The sequence below is a fragment of the Diaminobutyricimonas sp. LJ205 genome, from assembly GCF_009755725.1.
Classification (GTDB): Bacteria; Actinomycetota; Actinomycetes; order Actinomycetales; family Microbacteriaceae; genus Ruicaihuangia.
This window is the reverse complement of record NZ_CP046619.1, coordinates 2440880-2461410: the sequence shown is the minus strand read 5'-3', so window position 1 is coordinate 2461410 and position 20531 is coordinate 2440880. Positions and strand designations below refer to the sequence as shown.

Genomic DNA, 20531 nt, shown 5'->3' with positions numbered 1-20531 from the left:
GGTGCTTGATGAAGTGAGTGCGTGATCAGGAACGGACGAGGCGGGCGATCGCCGCCGACGCCTCGCGGATCTTCTCCTCGGCGACCGGTCCGCCTTCGCGGGTGGCCTCGGCGACGCAGTGGCTGAGGTGGTCATTGAGCAGCTCGAGGGCGACGGTCTCGAGTGCCTTCGTCGCGGCGGAAACCTGGGTGAGGATGTCGATGCAGTAGGTGTCCTCTTCGACCATGCGCTGGATGCCCCGGATCTGACCCTCGGCGCGACGCAGCCGCTTGATGAGCTGGGCTTTGTTCTCGACGTACCCGTGGGTGTGCATCGTGTCTCCTTTCCTGTGGTTGAGGAGCGCCCGCCTGATCCGGCCGCGTCTCAAAAACCACGCTTGACGATACCCCCTAGGGGTATACGATGCAAGCATGCATGATGAGAAGGACCACGCCGGTCACGAGCATCACCACGACCACAGCGCGCACGAGTACATGGATCACTCGATGCACGAGCACGCGGACCACTCCGGACAGGCGACCCATGAGCACGCGGACCACTCGGCGCCGGCGACCCGCGACCACGCTGCGATGGCAATCACTGACCACAGTGCGGGGCATAGAGGTCACGCGGCGGATGAAGGCCATGCCGGCCATGCCGGCCATACCGGCCATACCGGCCACGCCGGCCACGGCGACCACGTCGCGCAGTTCCGCCGTCTGTTCTGGATCATGCTGATCCTCGCCGTCCCGGTCGTGACCCTGTCGGGCATGTTCGCCGAGATCATCGGCTACGAACTGCCCGCCATCGCCTGGCTGCCCTGGGTCTCGCCGATCCTCGGCACGGTCATCTTCATCTGGGGTGGCCGGCCGTTCCTTACCGGCGCCTGGGCCGAGTTGAAGGCCCGCAAGCCTGGGATGATGCTGCTGATCGGGCTCGCCATCACGGTCGCGTTTGTCGCCTCATGGGGTTCCACCCTTGGCGTGCTCGACCACGGCCTCGACTTCTGGTGGGAACTCGCGCTGCTGATTGTGATCATGCTGCTCGGCCACTGGCTGGAGATGCGCTCGCTCGCGCAGACCTCCTCGGCGCTCGACTCGCTTGCCGCGCTCATTCCCGATCAGGCCGAGCGTGTCGACGGTGACGTGGTCACGGTTGTCGCTCCCGCCGAGCTCCGCGTCGGTGACCTGGTGATCGTCCGCCCGGGTGGCCGGATCCCCGCCGACGGCGAGGTCACCGAGGGCACCGCCGAGGTGGACGAGTCGATGGTCACCGGCGAGTCACGCACGGTCAGCCGCGGTCCCGGGGCACGCGTGGTCGCCGGCACTGTCGCCACCGACACGGCTGTGCGGGTGCGGGTCACCGCGGTCGGTGAGGACACCGCGCTCGCCGGCATCCAGCGGCTCGTCGCCGACGCGCAGGCCTCGTCATCCCGTGCGCAGCGCCTCGCCGACATCGCCGCCGGCTGGCTGTTCTGGTTCGCGCTGGCCGCCGGTGCCATCACCGCGTTGGCGTGGACACTGGCCGGAGATCCGGATGCCGCGGTGATGCGCACGATCACCGTGCTGGTAATCGCCTGCCCGCACGCGCTCGGTCTCGCCATCCCGCTGGTGGTGTCGATCGCCACCGAGCGCGCCGCCAAGGCCGGCGTGCTGGTGAAGGATCGGCTCGCCCTCGAAAGCATGCGCACCGTGGACACCGTGCTGTTCGACAAGACCGGAACGCTCACCCGCGGTGAGCCGGTGGTCTCGGCCGTCGCCGCTGTCGGTGGTCACACCGAAGATGAGGTGCGAGCGCTCGCCGCGGCCGCCGAAGCCGACAGTGAGCACCCGCTGGCGAAGGCGATCGTCCGCGCTGCGGAGGGAAGGAGGGTGCTCCCAGCCACCAACTTCACATCGTCGCCCGCGGTCGGCGTGACCGCGACCGTCGACGGCCGCAGCATCGGCGTGGGCGGGCCGTACCTGCTCGAGCAGCACGGCGTGGCCGAGCTCGAGATCGCCGAGGAGTGGCGGCGGGAGGGCGCGATCATCCTGCACGTGCTCGCCGACGGCGAGGTTATCGGCGCGTTGAAGCTCGCCGACGAGGTCCGCGCAGAGTCCCGGGCCACCGTTGACCGGCTGCATCAGCTGGGCGTGCAGGTGGTCATGATCACCGGTGACGCCGAAGCGGTCGCCCAGTCGGTTGCCGCCGAACTCGGCATCGACCGGGTGTTCGCCGGGGTGCGTCCAGAAGACAAGTCGGCCAAGGTCGCCGAGTTGCAGGCCGAGGGACGACGGGTCGCCATGGTCGGCGACGGCGTGAACGACGCTCCGGCGCTCGCCCAGGCCGACGTGGGCCTGGCGATAGGCGCGGGCACGGATGTCGCGATCGCCTCAGCCGGTGTCATCCTGGCCAGTTCCGACCCGCGTTCGGTGCTGTCGGTGATCGAGCTTTCCCGTGCCAGCTACCGCAAGATGAAGCAGAACCTGTGGTGGGCCGCCGGTTACAACTTGATCTCGGTTCCGCTCGCCGCCGGCGTGCTCGCGCCGATCGGATTCGTGCTGCCGATGTCGGTCGGCGCGCTGCTGATGTCGCTGTCGACGATCGTGGTGGCGCTGAACGCACAGTTGCTGCGCCGACTCGACCTGCGGCCGGAGCGGATGGCGCGGGAGACCGTGTCCGGGGAGCGTGAGCCGGAGGCATCCGTCGCCCGTTGATTGCGGAAGGACATGTGAACGTCCTGTAAACGCGGCGCGCCCGTGGACGACACGCCCGGAAATCTGCCTTACCCTAGAGACCTCACCAGTTCAACGGGATCTCGGGAGAGCCTGATGGAGTACAGAGGAAGCGTCCAATCCGTGGACGCGCGCGCCCTGCATTCCATACGGCACAGCAGCCAGCCGGTCGTGCACTGTCACGACCTTTTCAAATAGGCATCGTCGTTCGCACGACGGTGCCTTTTTGTTTGCGCTGCTCTTTCGAAACCACCGAGCCAGTGAGAAGCAGTTCGAATGCCTGCAAGCCGTGCAGGCGCTTTCGAGAGGAACGCAATGCGCACCCTGGTCCTGAACGCGGGCTACGAGCCCCTTGCCGTGGTCTCCTTCAAGCGAGCCCTCTTGCTCGTGATGAATGAGAAAGCGACAATCCTCGCCCACGACGGGGCGCACCCGGTATGGGCGACCACCGGGCGGTGGGAGCGTCCGTCGGTAATCCTGCTGCGGCGGTACGTGCGATTGCCCAATGGCCGCGCCATCCCGGTCTCGCGGCGCGGGGTGCTGCGCCGGGACGGGCACCGCTGCGCCTACTGCAGCGGCTCCGCGTCAACCATCGACCACGTGCAGCCACGCTCGCGCGGCGGCGCGGACAGCTGGGAGAACCTGGTGGCCTGCTGCCTGCGGTGCAACAACACCAAGGGCGACCGCACCCCGGCCGAGATGGGTTGGTCGCTGCGGATCACTCCGCGTCCGCCGTATGGATCGGCGTGGCTGGTGCGGGGCATTGAGCACTCCGAGCCGGACTGGGAAGCCTTCCTGACTCAGGTCGCCGCATAGCGTCGAGACGCAAGACCCTTAGCTTGCCGCCCGTTTAGGGTCCCTTGACTCTCCCCGGACGCGAGGGTGACACTGGCCGTCACGATCTGTTCCGGAGGCGCCGATGCGAGCCATGGTGTACCGCGGGCCGTACAAGGTCCGTGTCGAAGAGAAAGACATCCCGCCGATCGAGCACCCTAACGATGCCATCGTGAAAGTCACGATGGCGGCGATCTGCGGATCGGACCTGCACCTCTACCACGGCATGATGCCGGACACTCGCGTCGGCATGACGTTCGGGCACGAATTCATCGGCGTGGTCGAGCGGGTCGGCTCATCCGTGGAACACCTGAAACCCGGCGACCGGGTGATGGTGCCCTTCAACATCTTCTGCGGCTCCTGTTATTTCTGCGTGCGCGGGTTGTACTCCAATTGCCACAACGTGAACGCGAACGCCACGGCCATCGGCGGCATCTACGGCTATTCCCACACCTGCGGCGGTTATGACGGCGGCCAGGCGGAGTACGTGCGGGTGCCGTTCGCCGACGTTGGACCGAGCATCATCCCGGACTGGATGGACGATGAGGACGCGCTGCTGCTGACCGATGCCCTGCCGACTGGCTACTTCGGGGCGCAGCTCGGTGACATCGACGAAGGCGACACCGTCGTCGTCTTCGGTGCCGGACCCGTGGGTCTGTTCGCCGCCAAGTCGTCCTGGCTGATGGGCGCCGGCCGGGTCATCGTGATCGATCACCTCGACTATCGGCTGGAGAAGGCGCGCAGCTTCGCGCACGCGGAGGCGTTCAACTTCACGGAATTCGAGGACATCGTCGTGCATCTGAAAAAGACCACGGACTACCTGGGAGCGGATGTCGTTATCGACGCAGTAGGCGCCGAGGCGGACGGCAACTTCACCCAACACGTCACGTCAGCCAAGCTCAAGCTTCAGGGCGGCTCACCGGTTGCCCTGAACTGGGCCATCGACTCGGTACGCAAGGGTGGCACCGTTTCGGTGATGGGCGCGTACGGTCCCATGTTCAGCGCGGTCAAATTCGGGGACGCCATGAACAAAGGGCTCACCCTGCGAATGAACCAGTGCCCGGTGAAGCGGCAATGGCCGCGACTGTTCGAGCACATCCAGAACGGATATCTCAAGCCCAGCGACATCGTCACTCACCGGCTTCCCCTCGAGCACATCGCAGAGGGTTACCACATGTTCTCAGCCAAGCTCGACGACTGCATCAAGCCGATCATCGTGCCGGGCGCAGCCACCTGAGAGGATCACCGACCATGCCTTACACCGCAGGTGAGCCCAGACGCACCGTGCCCGAGGAGGTCCGCGCCCGTATCCCCGGCTGGGGAGCGGACCTCGACCCCCACAACCGTCCGGCCTTCCCGCGCGAGCGGTTCGACCCGGATGCCACGGGCGCTCACTGGGAGTTCCCCGACCGCCAAGAGGAGAAGTGGCCGCGCGAGCGTTCAATCGAGCACAAGTTCCTCACCCCGGTGTTCGGTACCGCGACTCCGCCGCGCGGGTTGTCGGGCGTCATCCGCCGGCTCGCATATCGCCGGTACAGCGAGGGCCGCGCCGCGCACTGGCTGCTGCTGCTCGCCGGAGACCGCGTCGACGCGGTGGAAAGCCACCTGCGTTCGCTCGGCAGCATGCGACCGGATGACCCCATCACCGAAAGCGGCGTGCTCAGTGAACGCCGTCGGCGTCCCATCCGCTCCCGATTCGGACGCGGGCGGGCGGATGTCTCGCACATGTGGCTGGACCCGGTGATCATCGTCGGACCGTGGCTGCTCGCCGGATGGCTCGTGTTCTCACTGGTGAAGCGGTTCGCCGGACGTCGCCCGGTCTGATCGCGCGGTTCGCCTACTCGTAGCGCTGGGTTCACTACATGCGGGAACTATCTAACCGAATGAGGAGCTCGGGGGAATAGTGGAGTCCACGTAGTTAATGAGTACCTATCGCAACAAAGGAGACACTATGTCGAACACGCCAGGAGGCCCGGCACGACGCGACCCGGTAATCGGCCGAGCTTGGAATGAGACAAAGTCCGCCCTCAAGTCGACCGAGTTCTACGCCTGGATCGTCGTGTCCTTGGCGATTCTGATCGCCTCCGCGGTCGTTGACAACGGTGATGACGGTCAGGGCTTCGGCGCCAACAGCGCCTGGCTGTATGTCTCTATTGTTACGGCTGCTTACATCGTGAGCCGCGGTATCGCCAAGTCCGGGGTGAACAAGCCCCACGACGACGCTCGAGACGTAAGCGGCCGATAGGCCGCACCAGGGCCGACTCGAGACTGTTTCCCGGGCAGCCGAGTCAGATGACCTGCCCCGCTGCGGAATACTGCGGCGGGGCGGTCGGCTCAAACGTGACCTGCTTGCATCGGGGACAGTCGATGCGGATTACGGACCTGCCAGTTCGATCGTAAGCTGCACCGGCACAGCACGCTCGACCGCGTCCCAGACGGGGCAGTGCGCCGTCCCCCACTCGATGATTTCCCGCACCTTTGCATCATCGGAGGTGGTTTGCGCCCTCACGATCACGCGCATTGAGAGCGGGCCAGCTGCAACTTCGCCGATGCCGAGAAGGCCGCGGTCGTCAGATTCGCTGTCGACCACGACCTCAAGGCCGGGTAGCTCGACACCTTCTTCGGCGGCTCGCATTGCGATCAGCGTGGCAACGCACGATGCAACGGCCGACCGGAAGATCCAACCGGGGGACGGAGCTGATCCTTCTCCGCCGACACCGGCAGACATGTCCGTGACCGTGAATTCACCATCAGGGCCGGTAACTTTGACGCGAAGTCCCGCCTCGATAGTGGCGGTCGCCGCGCTGTCTCGATAGCGCGTCTCAGCATGTTCCGCGAGAGCGTCTCGCACGCGGGTGATCGCCGATGCGATTCGTTCCTGATCCATCGCGAGCGCCTTTCGTAGGACGAGGAGCGTCGTAGCGCTACCCTCTGCTGACAAACAAAGCAGTCCTTGCCGCGGAAGGCAATGGATCTCACCTGGCGGACCCGCAGATGGAACAATCAGGCATGTCACTCTGCAGCGACAGCGCTGATCTTCCCGCGCCCGAAGCCGCGGCGTAGCATCACGCAGGTGACCTCTCCCGCGGGGACATCGCGCACGCCGGGCAGCACCTCCAGCAGCACGTCGAGCCCGCTGCCATTCGCCTCGGAACCGCCGCCCCGGCTGGAGTCGGTTCCGCGGTTCTTGCTCTGGCAGGCCAGCCGGCAGAAGCAGTTCCTCATCGGCGGCATCCTCTTCGGCGTCATCTGGATGCTCTGCCAGGCCTTCTGGCCTTACCTGCTCGGCCGGGCGATCGACGACGGCGTGGCCAACCCGTCGCCAGACGTGCTCTGGTGGTGCGCCGCGCTGCTCGGTGTCGCGATCGTGCAGGCGCTGACCGGAATGCTGCGGCACCGGATGGCGGTGAAGAACTTCGTGCGCAGTGCCCTCCGCGCCGGCCGGCTGATCGGCCACCACTCCGCCGAGACCGGATCGGCGATCACCGCGACCACCGCCTCCGGCGAGATCGTCGCCACCGTGTCCACGGATGCGCTCAGCCTCGGCGTCATGTTCGACGTCGTCGCCCGGCTGATCGGCGGCATCGTCGCCTACCTCGTCGTCTCCGGGATCATGCTCACCACCTCGGTCGAACTCGGCCTGGTGGTACTCATCGGGGTGCCGGTGCTGGCGGCACTGCTCACCTTGCTGATCCGGCCTCTGCACTCCCGGCAGGCCGCCTGGCGAGAACAAACCGGACTGCTCACCACCCTCGGCGCCGATACGGTCGCCGGGCTCCGGGTGCTGCGCGGCATCGGCGGTGAAGACGAGTTCGTCGCCCGCTACGCCGCCCGCTCGCAAGGCGTGAGACGAGCCGGCACGCACCTCGCCCAGCTGCAGTCCTGGCTGGACGGGCTGCAGGTGTTCCTGCCCGGCGTGTTCCTCGCCTTCATCGTCTGGTACGGCGCCCGCCTGGTGCTCGACGGCGCGATCAGCGTCGGCGAGCTGGTCGCCTTCTACGGATACGCGACTTTCCTGGTGATCCCGCTGCGCACCGGGGTGGAGGCCACCCAGATCTTCGCCCGCGGGCTGGTCGCCACCCGCCGGATCCTCGACGTGCTGCGTATCCGCGCCGCAGCGCGGGACGTCGAAGGGCCGAGCCGGGCCCCTGAGGCCGGCGCGGAACTGGTGGATGTGGCATCCGGCGTCATCATCGAGCCGGGACGCTTCACCGGCCTCGTCGACGTGGACCCGGATGCCGCGGCCGCCATCGCGACCAGGCTCGGCCGGTTCCGGGACGATGTGCACGAGGAGGCGCCGGTGCTCTGGGGTGGCGTCGACCACCGCACCGTTCCGGTTGCCGAACTGCGCCGCCGGATCGTGGTCAGCGACGCGCACCCGCACCTGTTCCAGGGTTCGCTGATCGACGGCCTCGACGTGAAGAAGGCCCGCGACCCGGCGTTCGAGAGCACCGAAACCGCGCAGCTGCGGGCGGTCAGCCGGGCGCTCGAGCACGCCGCCGCGACCGAGACCATCGCCGGGTTGCCAGCCGGGCTTCACGAGGTGGTCGCCGAGCGCGGCCGCTCGTTCTCGGGCGGGCAGCGGCAGCGGCTCAGTCTCGCGCGGGCGCTGCTCGCCGACGCCGAGGTGCTGGTGCTGATCGAGCCGACCAGCGCCGTGGACGCGCACACCGAAGCGCAGATCGCTGAGAGCCTGCGCCAGGCCCGCGCCGAGCGGACAACCGTGGTGGTGTCGGCGAGTCCGCTGATCCTGGACCGGATGGACGTGATCCGGGTGCTGCAGAACGGCCGGCTGGTTGGCAGCGGCATCCACGGCGAGCTGATGCGGCAGCAGGACGAGCTCGGCTACCTGTATCGGTCGGTGGTGGCGCGCAGCATGAGCTCCGCCGAGCCGGCCGCTGGGGAAGACCTCCAGGATGCCGGCACCGGCGCCATCGAAACGCTCTGGCACGAGGCCGAGCAGACCGGCGCCATCCCGATCATCACAGCGCCGACGCACGAGCAACGGCAGGAGGCGAGGACGGATGTTGCTGCCGATCGCTGACGCGAAGACCGTGCGCGCCACCGCGCGGGCGCTGATCCGCGAGCACCGCGGCGCGCTCGCCAGCGTGCTGGTGCTGCACAGCATCGCCGCACTCGGCGGGCTGGCCGGGCCGTGGCTGATCGGCCGGATGATCGACGCGATGACCACGGGCACCGCCACCCAGCTCGGCATCACCATCGCCGCGCTGATCCTGGTGGCCGCGTACTCGGTGCAAGGCTTCGTCAGCCGGTTCGCGCAGAAGCAGGCGATGGTGCTCGGCGAAACCGTGTTCGCGAAGCTGCGCGAGCAGTTCATGGCCACCGTCGGCAGACTGCCGCTGTCGGTGGTCGAACGTGCCGGCACCGGCGACTTGCTGGCACGCACCACCAACGACATCTCGAGCCTCTCGCAGACGGTGCGCTTCGGCATCCCGCGCGTCCTCGTCGCCGCGGCAACCACGCTGCTGACCCTGGTCGCCGCGTTCCTGACCAACCCGCTGGTGGCGCTCGGGCTGCTGGTCGGGGTGCCCTCGATCGCGCTGGTGACCCGCTGGTACCTGCGCCGCTCCGGTCGCGGTTACCAGCGGCAACTCGCGTCGCATGCGCTGCTGAGCGGAGTGATCTCCGAGACCGTCGAGGGCGCGCGCACCATCGAGGCACTCAGCCTGGCGCCGGCGCAGCAGGCGAAGATCGACGCCGCGGTGCTGGAGCGGCGCGAGTCCGAGCGGTACACGCTGAACCTGCGCACGGTCTGGCTGCCCACCACCGAGCTGTCGTTCCTGGTGCCGATCGTGGTGGTGATCGGTTGGGGCGCCTATCTGGTTTCCACCGGCGCGGCGACCGTCGGCGAAGTCACCGCGGTGGCGCTGTACGGAACGCAGCTGATCGGCCCGGTGAACGAGCTGCTCGGCTGGATGGACGAGCTGCAGATTGGCGCGACCGCGCTGTCGCGGATCATCGGCGTCGCCGACGTCCCGCCCGACCGGGAGCCGGTGCCGGACGCGATGCCCGCCGACGAGAAGCTGGTGGCCCGTGCGGTGAAGTTCCACTATGGCGACGGACGCGAGGTGCTGCACGGCATCGACCTGGACCTGTCGATGGGGGAGCGGTTGGCGATCGTCGGGCCGTCGGGCTCGGGCAAGTCGACGCTGGGCCGGCTGATGGCCGGGATCAACGCGCCGACCAGCGGGTCGATGAGGGTCGGTGGGGTGCCGGTCACCGACCTGCCGCTGGAGACGCTGCGCGGGCACGTCGCGCTGGTCACCCAGGAGCACCATGTCTTCGTGGGGACGATCGCCGACAACCTCCGGCTGGCCAAGCCGGGGGCGGATGTCGCGGAGCTCGAGTCGGCGCTCGCCGTAGTTGACGCGCTGATCTGGGTGCGGCACATGCCGGACGGGTTGGAGACTCAGGTGGGTTCCGGCGGGGTGGTGCTAACGCCGGCGCAGGCGCAGCAGATCGCGCTGGCCCGGCTGGTGCTGCTTGATCCACAGACGCTGGTGCTGGACGAGGCGACCTCGCTACTGGACCCGGGCGCGGCGCGCGATCTGGAGTCCTCGCTCGAGAGGGTGCTGGCCGGCCGGACGGTCGTCGCGATCGCGCACCGGTTGCACACCGCGCACGACGCCGACCGCGTTGCGGTTGTGCAGGCCGGGCGGATCGTGGAGCTGGGTCCGCACGAGTCGCTGGTCGCGGCCGGCGGCGAGTACGCGGCCCTCTGGACTTCGTGGCACCACGAGGACGCGGGCCACGCCTAATCCGTTGGTCGAGCTTGCCGAGGCCGCGAACGGCGGGTCTCGGCAAGCTCGACCAACGGATCGGTAAACAGATCAGTCCTGCGGGCTGACGCGAGCATCCTCAGGGTCGGCCAGCGGGGTCACCGCCGCGCGTTTCGGCGTCTTCCTCCACAGGTAGACGCCTGCCCAGATCATCCAGATCCAGAACAGGAAGACGAAGAAGGTCAGCAGGTTGACGATTTCGCTGAATGCGGGCGCGATGAGGAACTGAGCGACGATGAGCGGCACTGCGCTCACTATGCCGATGATGCCGAGTGCCTTCGGGAACAGCCCTGAACGCAGCATCACGTACGACGAGCACAGGATTGCCACGCCAAGGCCTCCGGCGATCATCCAGTTGAGCCAGACCCCGGCCTGATCGAGGAAGAGGGTTCCAGTGACATCGTTCTCCGCGAAAGTCGCCGCTGCGGTCGACATCGCGTACGCCGCGATCTCCATCGCCACGCTCACGGTGGCGGCCAGCACTGCGAAATCGAGCAGTGGGTGCCCGTGCCCGGAGGAGACCAGAGCGTGCCGTAGCGCAACGAAGACGAGGATCCGACCGAGCAGCACGACGGCGAACCATCCCGCCATCCACGCGACGACGTCGACGCGCCCGGCGTATGCCTCGACCATGGAATCCGTCTGGCCGCTGGCAGCGTGGGTGTCCGCCACGCCAAGCAACCCGCTCCCGATGATCGCCACCCATTCGAGCAGATAGACGATGCCGCCAACGAGCATCCACTTGTTTCCAACCAACGTGCGTCCGTGATTCAAGGTGGACATTTCCAGCCCTTCTCCTGTGAAAAACCTTCGAATACGCGAAGTGCCTGAAAGCTATCAGCTTCTCTCCGGGTGGTCGAGTGGCACCTGGCGCATGCTGGAGTCATGGCTGATCAGCGAGCGGTAGTGCGCATGTGGAGCGGCGTCGTGCGTACCGAGGACCGGGATGCTTACGTCGACTATCTGGAGGGCACGGGGATGGCCGCCTATCGCGCTACTCCGGGCAACCTCGACGCCTGGCTGCTCGCGCGCGACCTTGAGGGCGGTCGCACCGAAATCACCACTGTCACTCGGTGGGAGTCGCTCGAAGCGATCACTCGATTCGCCGGCACCGATGTCGAGCGTGCCGTGTTCTATCCGGAGGACGAGATGTACCTCGTGGAACGGGACAACCGCGTGCGCCATTACCAGCAGATGATTTGAGCATCTTCAGAGATGCGTGAGCACAGGGGAAATGACCGACACCAACGACCGCTCAGTCGCCGACTTTCTCGCTTCGCTTGACGAGCAGTCAGCCAAAGACAGCGAGACGCTGATCGAAATGATGCAGCGGATAACTGGGCACGAGCCAACGCTATGGAATGTCGGCACCATCGGGTTCGGCACCTACCACTACAAGTACGACAGTGGGCGCGAAGGCGACGGTCACACGATCGGCTTCTATCCGCGAAGAGGCAAAACTGACCATCTACCTCATGGATGGCACGGCACGCCACGCGGAGCTGCTGGCAAGACTGCGCAAGCACTCAACGACCGGATATTGCCTGTACATCCGGCGCCTCAGCGATGTCGAGTTGCCAGTGCTCGAGCAGATCGTCCAAGAGTCGTATGAGTTCGTCGAGTCGAAGTCCCGAGAGGGGCCGATCCGTCAGATCCTGTGGAAAGCCGAACGGTAGCCAACGAGGTCAAGCACCACGCGCGGTGTCCACAAGACCCCGCCGATACTCCGTCGGGCTCTGCCCGAACTGCCGCTTGAACGCCGTGCTCAGCGCGAACGGACTCCCATACCCGACCCGCTCAGCGATCGCAGCAGTCGTGAGCGACGGAGCGGCGAGCAACTCGCTGGCCAGCAGCATCCGCCACCTGGTCAGGTAGCCCATCGGTGGTTCGCCGACCGCGGCACGGAAGCGGTGCGCCAGCGTCGCCCGCGACACGGCCAGGCGGGCGGCGAGGCTGTCGATGGTCCAGTCCGCGGCGGGGGATTCGTGCAGCAGGTCGAGGGCGTTGGCGACGAGCGGGTCGCGGCTTCCGGCGAGCCATCCGGAGGCGGCATCCGGATGCTCGTTCGCCCACGCCCGCATGGCGTGCACCAGCACCACGTCGAGCAGCCGGTCGACGGTGCCGCCCTGGCCGGGGTCGTCGGTGGTGATCTCGGCGTCGAGCAGGCGCAGGAGCGCCGGGTCGAGGCCGCCGGCGCGGATGACCGCGACATCCGGCAGCGACGCGGCGACTGTGGCGCCGATCTGCGCGTCGCTTTGGTAGGTGCCGATCAGCATCGTGGTCTGCCCGGTGGCGGCGTTGCCCCAGGTGCGCAGGCCGTGGCTCATGCTGAGCTGGACGCTCTCGCCGGCGAGCGTGGTGCAGCGCTGGTCGGGGTGGATGATGATGCCGGCCGCACGGTCCGGGGAGTCGGCGACCGTGTACGGGGCGGGTCCGCGCACGATGGCGACGTCGCCGGCCTCGAGCAGTACCGGGTCCGCGCCGGTCAGCCAGGCGGTGCCCGCGACCATCGCGATCAGGGTGAGCGGTGCCTCGTCGCGCACGTCGATGCCCCACGGCGGGTCCATCACGACGCGCAGCGCGAAGGCACGCTGGGCGCGGGGTCCAGTGAGCAGGTGGCTGAGTGGGTCCATGCGGATGACTCTAGACGATGCCGTATGCAATCGACAGCCTGAGCTATTCATCATCTGGAAGGACGTTGATTGTCTAGGGGCATGACAGAAAACACAGTTCTCGTTCTCGGCGGCACCGGTCGCACCGGCCAGCGCATCGTCAACCGTCTTCACGCACGTGGCATCCCCACCCGGATCGGCTCGCGCTCGGCCGCGCAGCCGTTCGACTGGGACGACCCGTCGACCTGGGACGCCGCGCTCACCGGCGTCTCGGCCGCCTATGTCTGCTACTCGCCCGATCTGGCCTTCCCGGGCGTTTCCGACCTGATCGCCGACTTCGCCGAGCACGCCCGCCGCCGCGATGTGCGTCGGCTGGTCATCCTCTCCGGCCGCGGCGAGGAGGGCGCCCTGGCCAGCGAGCAGGCGATCCAGCAGGCCACGGATGAGTGGACCGTGGTGCGCTCGTCCTGGTTCGCGCAGAACTTCAGCGAGCACTTCCTGCTCGGGCCGGTGCTGCGCGGGCGGCTGCTGCTGCCCGCCGGCACCGTGCGCGAACCGTTCGTCGACCTCGATGACCTCGCCGACGTCGCCACCACGGCGCTCGTCGACGACGGCCACGCGGGCCGCGTCTACGAGCTGACCGGGCCGCGGCTGCTGTCGCTGGCGGATGTCGCGGACGAACTCTCCCGCGCCACCGGCCGCTCGATCGAATACGTGCCGAGCACGCCAGCCGAGTTCGTGGCGGATGTCGCCGCCGACGGCATCCCCTCAGAGGAAGCGGCGCCGCTGGCCGAACTGTTCGAGTCGATCCTCGACGGCCGCAACGAGTCTCTGACCGGCGACCTCGAGGCGGCGCTCGGCCGTCCGGCAACCGACTTCGCCGAGTACGCGCGTCGCGCCGCCGCATCCGGTGTTTGGGACGTGGAAGGTCAGGTGGCCTCATGAGCGCGATCGAGACGGCGGTGACCGCGTCGGCAGCCGTCGGTGCTGGGGCAGCCGGCGGCGTCTACCTGGCGTTCTCGGCGATGGTCTCGCCCGTCCTGCGGACGCGGCCGGCCGCGGAGGCGGTGGCCAGCATGCAGCGGATCAACGAGCACGCGGTGCGAGCGCCGTTCATGACGGTGTTCTTCGGTGGGGCGGCCGCGGCGTCCGCGGTGCTGGTGACCGAGCTGGCGTCTGGGCCGGCTGGCTCGAACCCGGCGCGAGCTATCGGCTCGGCGCTAGCTCTGGCGTCGTTCGTCACAACGGTCGTGGCGAACGTTCCCAGGAACAACGCGCTAGCCCGTGCCGATGCTGGGGGAGCGGATGCCGCATGGAAGGCGTTCGACCGTCCGTGGTCCCGTGCGAACCACCTGCGGGCGGTGTTTGCTTTGGCAGGTGCGGCGCTCCTGGCCCTGTCCGGTGGTTGAGGAGCGCCGCGGCCCCATCCGCTGGTCGAGCTTGCCGAGACCCGCACTCCCGGTGGTTGAGGAGCGGGCGACGGAGTCGCGCGCGTCTCGAAACCACACCACCCCAGTACTTCGCTAAACTCAACCGGTCAGCCTCTGTAGCTCAATGGAAGAGCAGTTCCGTCCTAAGGAAAGGGTTGGGGGTTCGAGTCCCTCCAGGGGCACTGCGTGATGTCTGAGGAGCGCGCTGTCGGTTCAACCGGCGAACGATGGTGTGCGGCTCGCGCTCTAAGCAGCAGATAGTATCAAGCGAGACGCACGGGGGACGTGCGTTTTCACGCTAGTTTGCAATCCAATGGGGGATGCTGTCGATGGCCGCGACGGTACAGGTTGTGGGGTCAGGGCTGATCAAGTTTGAGTTTCTCGTACAACGCTTGGGGAGTCGAGAAGCTGCGAGAGACGCATTCGAACAACTCGTTGAAGACGTTGTCTCCCTTGTCCACCCCGATGTTCATTCGGTGAAGGCAAACCCTGGCGACTGGGGGATAGACGCTTTCGTAGGCGAACTCACACGAGGTGGAGAGGTCTTCGTCTGGCAAGCGAAGTACTTCATTGACGGCTTCGGGAAGACTCAGCAGCAGGACATACGCGATTCCTACGCGTCGGCAATGAAGGCAGCGGAAACAAACGGATATAAGTTGCGGAGTTGGACCCTCTGTCTGCCATGCACGCTTGATGCCCCCAATCTGAAGTGGTGGCAGGGATGGGTCAAACGCAACAGCAAGGACGGTGTGATCAAGTCCCTGTGGGATGAGGGGGAGCTTCGTCGGCGTTTGCTTTCAGATGCGGGCACCGATCTCCGGAACGGCTACTTCGCCCCCGTGTTCGTCTTGGATGGGGAGCCGGCGGAGGGCGGAACCCGTGCGCTCGCCGACCTCGAAGACGAGACACGCTACGACGACACGCTCTTCGTTAGGCAGATGCATGCGGCGGAGTTGATGGAAACCTCGCAGGCCCGTGAGGCGTTCTTCAACGCCGAAATCTTGACCCAGGAGATCGAGGACAAAGGCGTGCCGGCGGAAATCGAGCGGTTACGCAACTGGCGACTTCGAGTGCGGGCGACATGGTCGCACCACTACAACGATGCCGCCCAGCGCGAGAGCGGCGACCAATTTCCCGGCCTCTACAAAGGGGTAATGGATGACATCGAACAAAAACACGCGCCCGAATCCAAAGCGCTGCGAGCTTCGCCAATCCATGGTTTCGGGATCATGCACCAAGCCGTTGAGAGCCAACGTGCAGGCTGGGTGCGAACCTGGAGAGCTATTGCAGCGGAGCATGCCGCGCCTGCGCCAGAGTGGACGTCCGATGTAACGGTGGCATCCGGTACAGCATCCCTCGATACGGAGCAAGGTGCTCTGGTGGCGCTGGGATCGAGTTCAGCCCCCTCTTCGAGGCACTTCACCGATCAAAGCACGGAGGCTGATAATGCTGTCTGAGGTAGACGATGACTTGTTCGCGCCAAGCGGTGCTTACCTTCGCGCGGACGCTGTCGCAGAGTTCCGCATGGCGCAGCTGCTGATAACCATCGCAGCGGAATTCCCGTCGCAACAATCACTCGATCTTGAGCGGTTGGCAATCGTCGAGTTCCTGGCGGCCAACCCTTTCCTCGTCTTTGACGAGGATGAGGAGCTTGCCACGAGACTCAGGCTCGCGGGATTCGGTACTCATTCGCTCTCGTATGCAGCCCCGGGGCAGAGATATGCCACCCGACGGGAGCGCCTCTTCAGTGATCTCAACAGGTTGGTGGCATTCGGCCTCGTCTCTCTGCGCGTTGTCGGCGGAAGGCGCGTTCTCGACGCAACACCCCTCGGGATGACAGTCGCAGCCGAGATGACCTCGACGTACGCCGACGCATTTCGTTCAAGCCTTAAAGTTGTTGGTCCCGTTGTGGCCCGACTGAGTGACGCAGCATTGCGACAGCAGCTTGGCGTTTGGCTACGCGCGGATCCTCTGTTGTTCGACCTGCTCGACCTGGAACATGTGTCGCCACCCGATGACCCGGCCTTTCTAATGGCGCCTTGGAGCGAACAATGAATGCTTCGCGTGAAATCCCGCCCATTCGTATTCGAGCTCTCAAGTTGGTCGGTCCAAAGCACGAGTATCTGATCGACTTCAACTCTGGTCCTGCGTCAACTGCTCAACAGCTCTCGATTATTGCTGGCGAGATCAGCACAGGGAAGACCACCATCCTTGAATTCATTGACTACTGCCTCGGCGCGAAACATCATCCCGAGCACGATGAAGTGCTTGACAACGTCCGGACAGCGCAGCTAGCGATCGAAGTCAGAGAAATCGCTGAAGTTGAGAGCTCCGGTGACGGCGGCAGCATACTTGTCCGGGCTTCGCCGTACGTCATTGAGCGGCCTTTGGGGGATTCGAACACGCGTGCGTGGCTCTACCGAGGAGGCCACGACGATCTCTCCGAAAGCCCTATTCAGTCGTTCACCACAGATCCGGCCGACCCGGAGTCGCTGTCCCAATACTTGTTACAGATATGCGGGCTGGGTGGGGTGAGACTGAAGGATGCGCCGACACAGGAAGAGTCGGACACCAGCATTCTCAGTTTCCGTGACGTTCAGCCTCTGTGGTTCCTCACGAACCGGAGGATGGATAACGCTGATCTAGTTCTTGAGAAGAATCCGCACAAGTCGCTAAAACTTCGGCAAGTCGTGGACTACTTTTTTGGTGTAAATGATGGTGATACTTCAGTTATCGCAGGGCAGATCGATGAGCTTCGCAAGGAGTTGAACACAGCGCGGTCTACGCTTGGCGGCCTGCGAAGCTTTCTTTCGGATGCCGGAATCCAGGATCTCGCGGTTGTCGACAATGAGGCCGACAAGATACGAGTCGAATTGGCGGACGCTCGCGCCCAAGTGCGTGCGATCGATCTGAGGCTCAGTGCTTCCACACAGTTTGCCGCGAACGCGAGGGAAAGCTTCCATGCCGCTGCTCAGCACGCGCGAGAGGCCGAGGCCAAGCTCAGAGAGCGGGAAACTTTAGTCAAGCGACTAGACCCGCTCCGCTCCCAGTACGCCGATGACATCCGAAAGCTCGAGTTGCTTCAGGAGTCGCGACGTCTATTTGATTCGTTATCAGTGACGAACTGTCCCGCTTGCCAGTCCGAGCTTCCCCCGGTCCACATGGTCGACGGCACCTGCTCGCTTTGCCGGTCGACCGTGAGCACGCACACCGGACACGACACCCCAAGTAGCTTGTCACCGGACGAGGAAGACGGAGCACGCGAGGACGAGTCGACGACCGTGGATGAGGCCTTCTTAGCTCGGGAGAGGTGGGGGCTCGGGCGGCGACTGGATCAGCTCAAGCGGTTTGCCGCAGAAGTTCGCGCGGAAGCAGATACCGCTCGCGGAGAGTTGGAAAAAGCGGAGATCGCGGTTCGGGAGGCGCAGGTCGCTTTGGACGCATCCACGAGTGCGATCATCGCTCCATTCGTTGCCGAGCGCGATGTACTTACCACCAGGGCGTCGACGCTCGAGTCGTCGCTTGCAGGGCTGTCAAGAACGAGAAGACTGCTCCTACAGTTGCAGCAGCGAGAGAATCACGTGTTCCAAACCGATGCGGCGTTGAAGGATGCGATCGGCCGCTTGCGGGCCCTGGAGCAGACTCAACAATCGAGAGACGTTTTGCTCGCCACCCTTGGCGCGCGGTTCGAGGACACGCTAAAGGCTTTTGGGTACCCGAAAGTAAGCGGCGTGCGGCTGCAGAAGAATCTTGTTCCGGTGGTGAGGAATCGGCGATATGACTTAGTGGGATCGTCGGGCGCGATGACACTGATTGCATTGGCATGGCAGCTCTCCATATTCGAGCTCGCCATCGAAGTCGGAGGCGGGCACCCAGGATTCATGCTTATCGACAGTCCGCAGAAGAACCTTCGCCCTGTGTCCAATCGTGAAGCCTCTACCGGCAGCGACGAAGCGGAAATTGCAGCAAATCACGCGAGCATCGTGGAACGCGTATATGCGCACATTGAGTCGTGGTTGGCTGCGCATCCCGAGGCGCAGATCATTATCGTCGATAATGAGCCGCCCGATCGCGCTGACGAATCCGTCGTCGTCACTTACTCCGCCGATCCAGACCAGCCGCCCTATGGGCTCATCCACAATGCAGATGGTCGCGACGCGTCAGCCCTCACAACCCCTAAGTCGGTCAGCTAGTGGCATGGCGGAGTGGACGCACGCGGATCGCAGCCTCTCTCATCTCGAGGGGTAGAGGGGTCTGCCATCGGGAAGTAGCGTGCGCTCCATGAACTGGAGTGACCCGGGCACACTCGCTGCGTTCATCAATGCCGTCGCGCCCAGCTTGATCGGGGGACTCCTCGCATTAGCGGGTGTGATCGGGCTATTCCTACTTCAACAACGAGAAACGAGGAGGGCCGAGACGCGCAAACGACTCGAGGATGCTGCGGAACGCCTGATGGAAACCCTGGAAGCGGCGCGAGTCGCCTACACCGCTAAGAAGGCGCGTTCTCCAGCCGATTTGAGCGACATGCTTGCGAAGTCGTGGCGCTTTGCCTGGCTTCTCGAGAAGAAAGAGCGCCCCGTCGCAGATTGGGCGTGGGGAAAGTTGTTTGAGTCAACGCGCGTATCAAAAGGCAGGTCGCAATTCGAGCGTGAGCGAGCGGCGATCGATATGTTTGCGGCCGTGATGGCACGGTTGAATGACTGGCGCGTGGGGAACATACAAGTCTCATGGTTCGTCGCAGACCTCGCTCGAATGAAGGCAGACAAGAAGGCGTTGCACGCGCATCAGCGGCGCGCAATCGGTATGAATCGATGACTATGTGGGTCACGCATCCCCGCCTCACTGGCAAAATCCGAGATGGCGACCTGACCACGTCTGAATCTCAGGGGCGGAGCCAATGAATGCCTAACCGCCACCCCCTTGGCGCCTCCTACTGGAAGCTCTGGACGTCCTCCGGCATGTCCAACCTCGCCGACGGTCTGTTCAGCGTTGCCCTGCCGCTCGTCGCGATCGCCTACACCCAGGAGCCGATCCTGATCGCGGGCGTCGCCCTCGCACTGCGGTTGCCATGGCTGCTGTTCGCCCTGCAGGCCGGCGCGCTCGCCGACCGGCTCGACCGACGCTGGCTGATGGTCACCGCGAACTCGATCCGCGCCGCCGCGCTCGTCGTACTCGCAATCGCGATGTTCCTCGACCTCGGATCGATCTGGCTGATCTACGTCGTCGCACTCGGCATCGGCTTCGCCGAAACCATTTACGACACGAGTGCGCAGTCGATCATGCCCCAGATCGTGCCGAAGGATCAGTTGTCCCGTGCCAACGGCCGCCTCTATGCGGTCGAGCTCACCGCGAACGCGTTCATCGGCCCGCCGCTCGGCGGCTTCCTCGTCGCCGTGGGCGCCGCGCTCGCGTTCGCCAACGCCGCCGGGCTCTGGATTCTCGCGGTGGGCGTTCTGCTGCTCATTCGCGGCAACTTCAAGGTCGAGCGGACTACGCGCACCAGCATCCGGGCCGACATCGCCGAAGGCCTGCGCTACCTGCTCGGCCACCGCATCCTGCGCACCCTCGCGATCATGACCGGCATCTTCAACCTCGCCTCGAACGCAGCCTTCGCCGTGTTCGTGCTGTACGCCGTCGGCCCAACCTCGGCGATGAATCTCACCGAGGCGGGGTACGGCCTGCTGCTCACCGCAACCGCCGTCGGCAGTCTGCTCGGGTCGCTCGTCGCCGAGCGGGTCGAGCGCCGGCTCGGTCGTGCTCGCACCCTCGGAATCGTTGTGATGACTGGCGGGCTGGTCCTCGCCGTGCCGGCGTTCACTGACAACCCGTTCATCATCGCCGCGGGCTTCTTCATCGACGGCATCGCGATCGTGCTGTGGAACGTCGTCGCGGTCTCGCTCCGGCAACGGATCGCCCCCGCCTACATGCTCGGCAGGGTGAACAGCAGCTATCGACTGCTCGCCTGGGGAACGATCCCGCTGGGCGCCCTGCTCGGCGGCCTGTTCGGACAGTGGCTCGGTTTGCCGTTCGTGTTCCTTGCCGCTGGCCTGCTCACGGTTGGTCTGGTCGGGTTGCTGTGGATCCTCACCGATGAGGCGATGGATGCCGCGGAAGCCGAGACTGCGGAGTAGAGGATTTCGAGACGCGTCACTCGCTGCGCTC

Annotated in this window: 20 protein-coding genes and 1 tRNA gene; 17 read left to right on the top strand and 4 right to left on the bottom strand. The window is 65.5% G+C overall.

Going from position 1 to position 20531, the window contains the following annotated elements:
* Positions 1–25 precede the first annotated feature (25 nt).
* Positions 26–313 carry a metal-sensitive transcriptional regulator gene (locus GO591_RS11955; protein ID WP_157157022.1) on the bottom strand — a complete coding sequence of 96 codons (288 nt, stop codon included), beginning with the start codon at positions 311–313 and terminating at the stop codon, positions 26–28.
* Positions 314–473: 160 nt separating this feature from the next.
* Between GO591_RS11955 and GO591_RS11950 the strand changes: the two genes are divergently transcribed.
* The 5 genes from GO591_RS11950 (at position 474) to GO591_RS11930 (ending at position 5772) form a co-directional block, all read left to right on the top strand.
* A complete protein-coding gene (locus tag GO591_RS11950) occupies positions 474–2675 on the top strand; it encodes a copper-translocating P-type ATPase (protein WP_157157913.1) in 2202 nt (733 codons plus the stop codon).
* Positions 2676–3008: 333 nt separating this feature from the next.
* Positions 3009–3509 carry an HNH endonuclease gene (locus GO591_RS11945; protein ID WP_157157021.1) on the top strand — a complete coding sequence of 167 codons (501 nt, stop codon included), beginning with the start codon at positions 3009–3011 and terminating at the stop codon, positions 3507–3509.
* A 103-nt stretch (positions 3510–3612) separates the two neighbouring features.
* Positions 3613–4764: a zinc-dependent alcohol dehydrogenase gene (locus GO591_RS11940; RefSeq protein ID WP_157157020.1), complete on the top strand. Its 1152-nt coding sequence runs from the start codon at positions 3613–3615 to the stop codon at positions 4762–4764.
* Between the two features lie 14 nt (positions 4765–4778).
* Positions 4779–5351 (top strand): hypothetical protein, encoded by a 573-nt coding sequence (locus GO591_RS11935; protein ID WP_157157019.1) that lies wholly within the window; start codon positions 4779–4781, stop codon positions 5349–5351.
* A gap of 127 nt (positions 5352–5478) precedes the next feature.
* Positions 5479–5772 (top strand): hypothetical protein, encoded by a 294-nt coding sequence (locus tag GO591_RS11930; RefSeq protein ID WP_157157018.1) that lies wholly within the window; start codon positions 5479–5481, stop codon positions 5770–5772.
* 129 nt (positions 5773–5901) lie between these two features.
* Here the strand turns inward: GO591_RS11930 and GO591_RS11925 are convergent, their stop codons facing one another.
* A complete protein-coding gene (locus tag GO591_RS11925; RefSeq protein WP_157157017.1) occupies positions 5902–6414 on the bottom strand; it encodes an OsmC family protein in 513 nt (170 codons plus the stop codon).
* A 186-nt stretch (positions 6415–6600) separates the two neighbouring features.
* Between GO591_RS11925 and GO591_RS11920 the strand changes: the two genes are divergently transcribed.
* Together GO591_RS11920 and GO591_RS11915 are read left to right on the top strand one after the other, a co-directional pair.
* Positions 6601–8571 carry an ABC transporter ATP-binding protein gene (locus tag GO591_RS11920; RefSeq protein ID WP_232466168.1) on the top strand — a complete coding sequence of 657 codons (1971 nt, stop codon included), beginning with the start codon at positions 6601–6603 and terminating at the stop codon, positions 8569–8571.
* Positions 8552–10306, top strand: coding sequence for an ABC transporter ATP-binding protein (locus tag GO591_RS11915; protein WP_157157015.1), 1755 nt, complete (start codon positions 8552–8554; stop codon positions 10304–10306). The genes GO591_RS11920 and GO591_RS11915 overlap by 20 nt, the downstream gene beginning before the upstream one ends.
* A gap of 72 nt (positions 10307–10378) precedes the next feature.
* Here the strand turns inward: GO591_RS11915 and GO591_RS11910 are convergent, their stop codons facing one another.
* Positions 10379–11110 carry a hypothetical protein gene (locus GO591_RS11910; protein WP_157157014.1) on the bottom strand — a complete coding sequence of 244 codons (732 nt, stop codon included), beginning with the start codon at positions 11108–11110 and terminating at the stop codon, positions 10379–10381.
* A 102-nt stretch (positions 11111–11212) separates the two neighbouring features.
* Here GO591_RS11910 and GO591_RS11905 point away from each other — a divergent pair, with 102 nt between their 5' ends.
* Positions 11213–11530: an antibiotic biosynthesis monooxygenase family protein gene (locus tag GO591_RS11905; RefSeq protein ID WP_232466167.1), complete on the top strand. Its 318-nt coding sequence runs from the start codon at positions 11213–11215 to the stop codon at positions 11528–11530.
* A 272-nt stretch (positions 11531–11802) separates the two neighbouring features.
* Positions 11803–12003, top strand: coding sequence for a hypothetical protein (locus tag GO591_RS15805; RefSeq protein WP_198295468.1), 201 nt, complete (start codon positions 11803–11805; stop codon positions 12001–12003).
* Positions 12004–12012: 9 nt separating this feature from the next.
* On the opposite strand, the gene GO591_RS11895 is transcribed toward GO591_RS15805, so the two are convergent.
* Positions 12013–12960, bottom strand: coding sequence for an AraC family transcriptional regulator (locus GO591_RS11895; protein WP_157157013.1), 948 nt, complete (start codon positions 12958–12960; stop codon positions 12013–12015).
* A gap of 81 nt (positions 12961–13041) precedes the next feature.
* Here GO591_RS11895 and GO591_RS11890 point away from each other — a divergent pair, with 81 nt between their 5' ends.
* The 8 genes from GO591_RS11890 (at position 13042) to GO591_RS11855 (ending at position 20500) form a co-directional block, all read left to right on the top strand.
* Entirely contained in the window at positions 13042–13884 is an 843-nt protein-coding gene (locus GO591_RS11890) for a Rossmann-fold NAD(P)-binding domain-containing protein (protein WP_157157012.1), read from the top strand.
* Positions 13881–14348, top strand: a complete 468-nt coding sequence (locus GO591_RS11885) for an anthrone oxygenase family protein (RefSeq protein ID WP_157157011.1) — start codon at positions 13881–13883, stop codon at positions 14346–14348. Before GO591_RS11890 ends, GO591_RS11885 begins: the two co-directional genes overlap by 4 nt.
* Positions 14349–14479: 131 nt before the next feature.
* Positions 14480–14551: transfer RNA gene (locus tag GO591_RS11880), tRNA-Arg, on the top strand.
* A gap of 147 nt (positions 14552–14698) precedes the next feature.
* Positions 14699–15826 (top strand): hypothetical protein, encoded by a 1128-nt coding sequence (locus tag GO591_RS11875; RefSeq protein WP_157157010.1) that lies wholly within the window; start codon positions 14699–14701, stop codon positions 15824–15826.
* The gene (locus tag GO591_RS11870) at positions 15816–16424 is read left to right on the top strand and encodes a hypothetical protein (RefSeq protein WP_157157009.1); all 609 of its coding nucleotides are present in this window, start codon (positions 15816–15818) and stop codon (positions 16422–16424) included. Before GO591_RS11875 ends, GO591_RS11870 begins: the two co-directional genes overlap by 11 nt.
* Entirely contained in the window at positions 16421–18562 is a 2142-nt protein-coding gene (locus GO591_RS11865) for an ATP-binding protein (protein WP_157157008.1), read from the top strand. Before GO591_RS11870 ends, GO591_RS11865 begins: the two co-directional genes overlap by 4 nt.
* 88 nt (positions 18563–18650) lie before the next feature.
* Positions 18651–19184: a hypothetical protein gene (locus GO591_RS11860; RefSeq protein ID WP_157157007.1), complete on the top strand. Its 534-nt coding sequence runs from the start codon at positions 18651–18653 to the stop codon at positions 19182–19184.
* Between the two features lie 86 nt (positions 19185–19270).
* Positions 19271–20500 (top strand): MFS transporter, encoded by a 1230-nt coding sequence (locus GO591_RS11855; RefSeq protein WP_157157006.1) that lies wholly within the window; start codon positions 19271–19273, stop codon positions 20498–20500.
* Positions 20501–20531 lie beyond the last annotated feature (31 nt).

Bases quoted from the DNA above. Each gene is read 5' to 3' on its own strand.
- GO591_RS11955 (WP_157157022.1), bottom strand. From the start codon at position 313: ATGCACACCCACGGGTACGTCGAGAACAAAGCCCAGCTCATCAAGCGG.
- GO591_RS11950 (WP_157157913.1), top strand. From the start codon at position 474: ATGGATCACTCGATGCACGAGCACGCGGACCACTCCGGACAGGCGACC.
- GO591_RS11945 (WP_157157021.1), top strand. From the start codon at position 3,009: ATGCGCACCCTGGTCCTGAACGCGGGCTACGAGCCCCTTGCCGTGGTC.
- GO591_RS11940 (WP_157157020.1), top strand. From the start codon at position 3,613: ATGCGAGCCATGGTGTACCGCGGGCCGTACAAGGTCCGTGTCGAAGAG.
- GO591_RS11935 (WP_157157019.1), top strand. From the start codon at position 4,779: ATGCCTTACACCGCAGGTGAGCCCAGACGCACCGTGCCCGAGGAGGTC.
- GO591_RS11930 (WP_157157018.1), top strand. From the start codon at position 5,479: ATGTCGAACACGCCAGGAGGCCCGGCACGACGCGACCCGGTAATCGGC.
- GO591_RS11925 (WP_157157017.1), bottom strand. From the start codon at position 6,414: ATGGATCAGGAACGAATCGCATCGGCGATCACCCGCGTGCGAGACGCT.
- GO591_RS11915 (WP_157157015.1), top strand. From the start codon at position 8,552: ATGTTGCTGCCGATCGCTGACGCGAAGACCGTGCGCGCCACCGCGCGG.
- GO591_RS11910 (WP_157157014.1), bottom strand. From the start codon at position 11,110: ATGTCCACCTTGAATCACGGACGCACGTTGGTTGGAAACAAGTGGATG.
- GO591_RS11905 (WP_232466167.1), top strand. From the start codon at position 11,213: ATGGCTGATCAGCGAGCGGTAGTGCGCATGTGGAGCGGCGTCGTGCGT.
- GO591_RS15805 (WP_198295468.1), top strand. From the start codon at position 11,803: ATGGATGGCACGGCACGCCACGCGGAGCTGCTGGCAAGACTGCGCAAG.
- GO591_RS11895 (WP_157157013.1), bottom strand. From the start codon at position 12,960: ATGGACCCACTCAGCCACCTGCTCACTGGACCCCGCGCCCAGCGTGCC.
- GO591_RS11890 (WP_157157012.1), top strand. From the start codon at position 13,042: ATGACAGAAAACACAGTTCTCGTTCTCGGCGGCACCGGTCGCACCGGC.
- GO591_RS11885 (WP_157157011.1), top strand. From the start codon at position 13,881: ATGAGCGCGATCGAGACGGCGGTGACCGCGTCGGCAGCCGTCGGTGCT.
- GO591_RS11875 (WP_157157010.1), top strand. From the start codon at position 14,699: ATGGCCGCGACGGTACAGGTTGTGGGGTCAGGGCTGATCAAGTTTGAG.
- GO591_RS11870 (WP_157157009.1), top strand. From the start codon at position 15,816: ATGCTGTCTGAGGTAGACGATGACTTGTTCGCGCCAAGCGGTGCTTAC.
- GO591_RS11865 (WP_157157008.1), top strand. From the start codon at position 16,421: ATGAATGCTTCGCGTGAAATCCCGCCCATTCGTATTCGAGCTCTCAAG.
- GO591_RS11860 (WP_157157007.1), top strand. From the start codon at position 18,651: ATGAACTGGAGTGACCCGGGCACACTCGCTGCGTTCATCAATGCCGTC.
- GO591_RS11855 (WP_157157006.1), top strand. From the start codon at position 19,271: ATGCCTAACCGCCACCCCCTTGGCGCCTCCTACTGGAAGCTCTGGACG.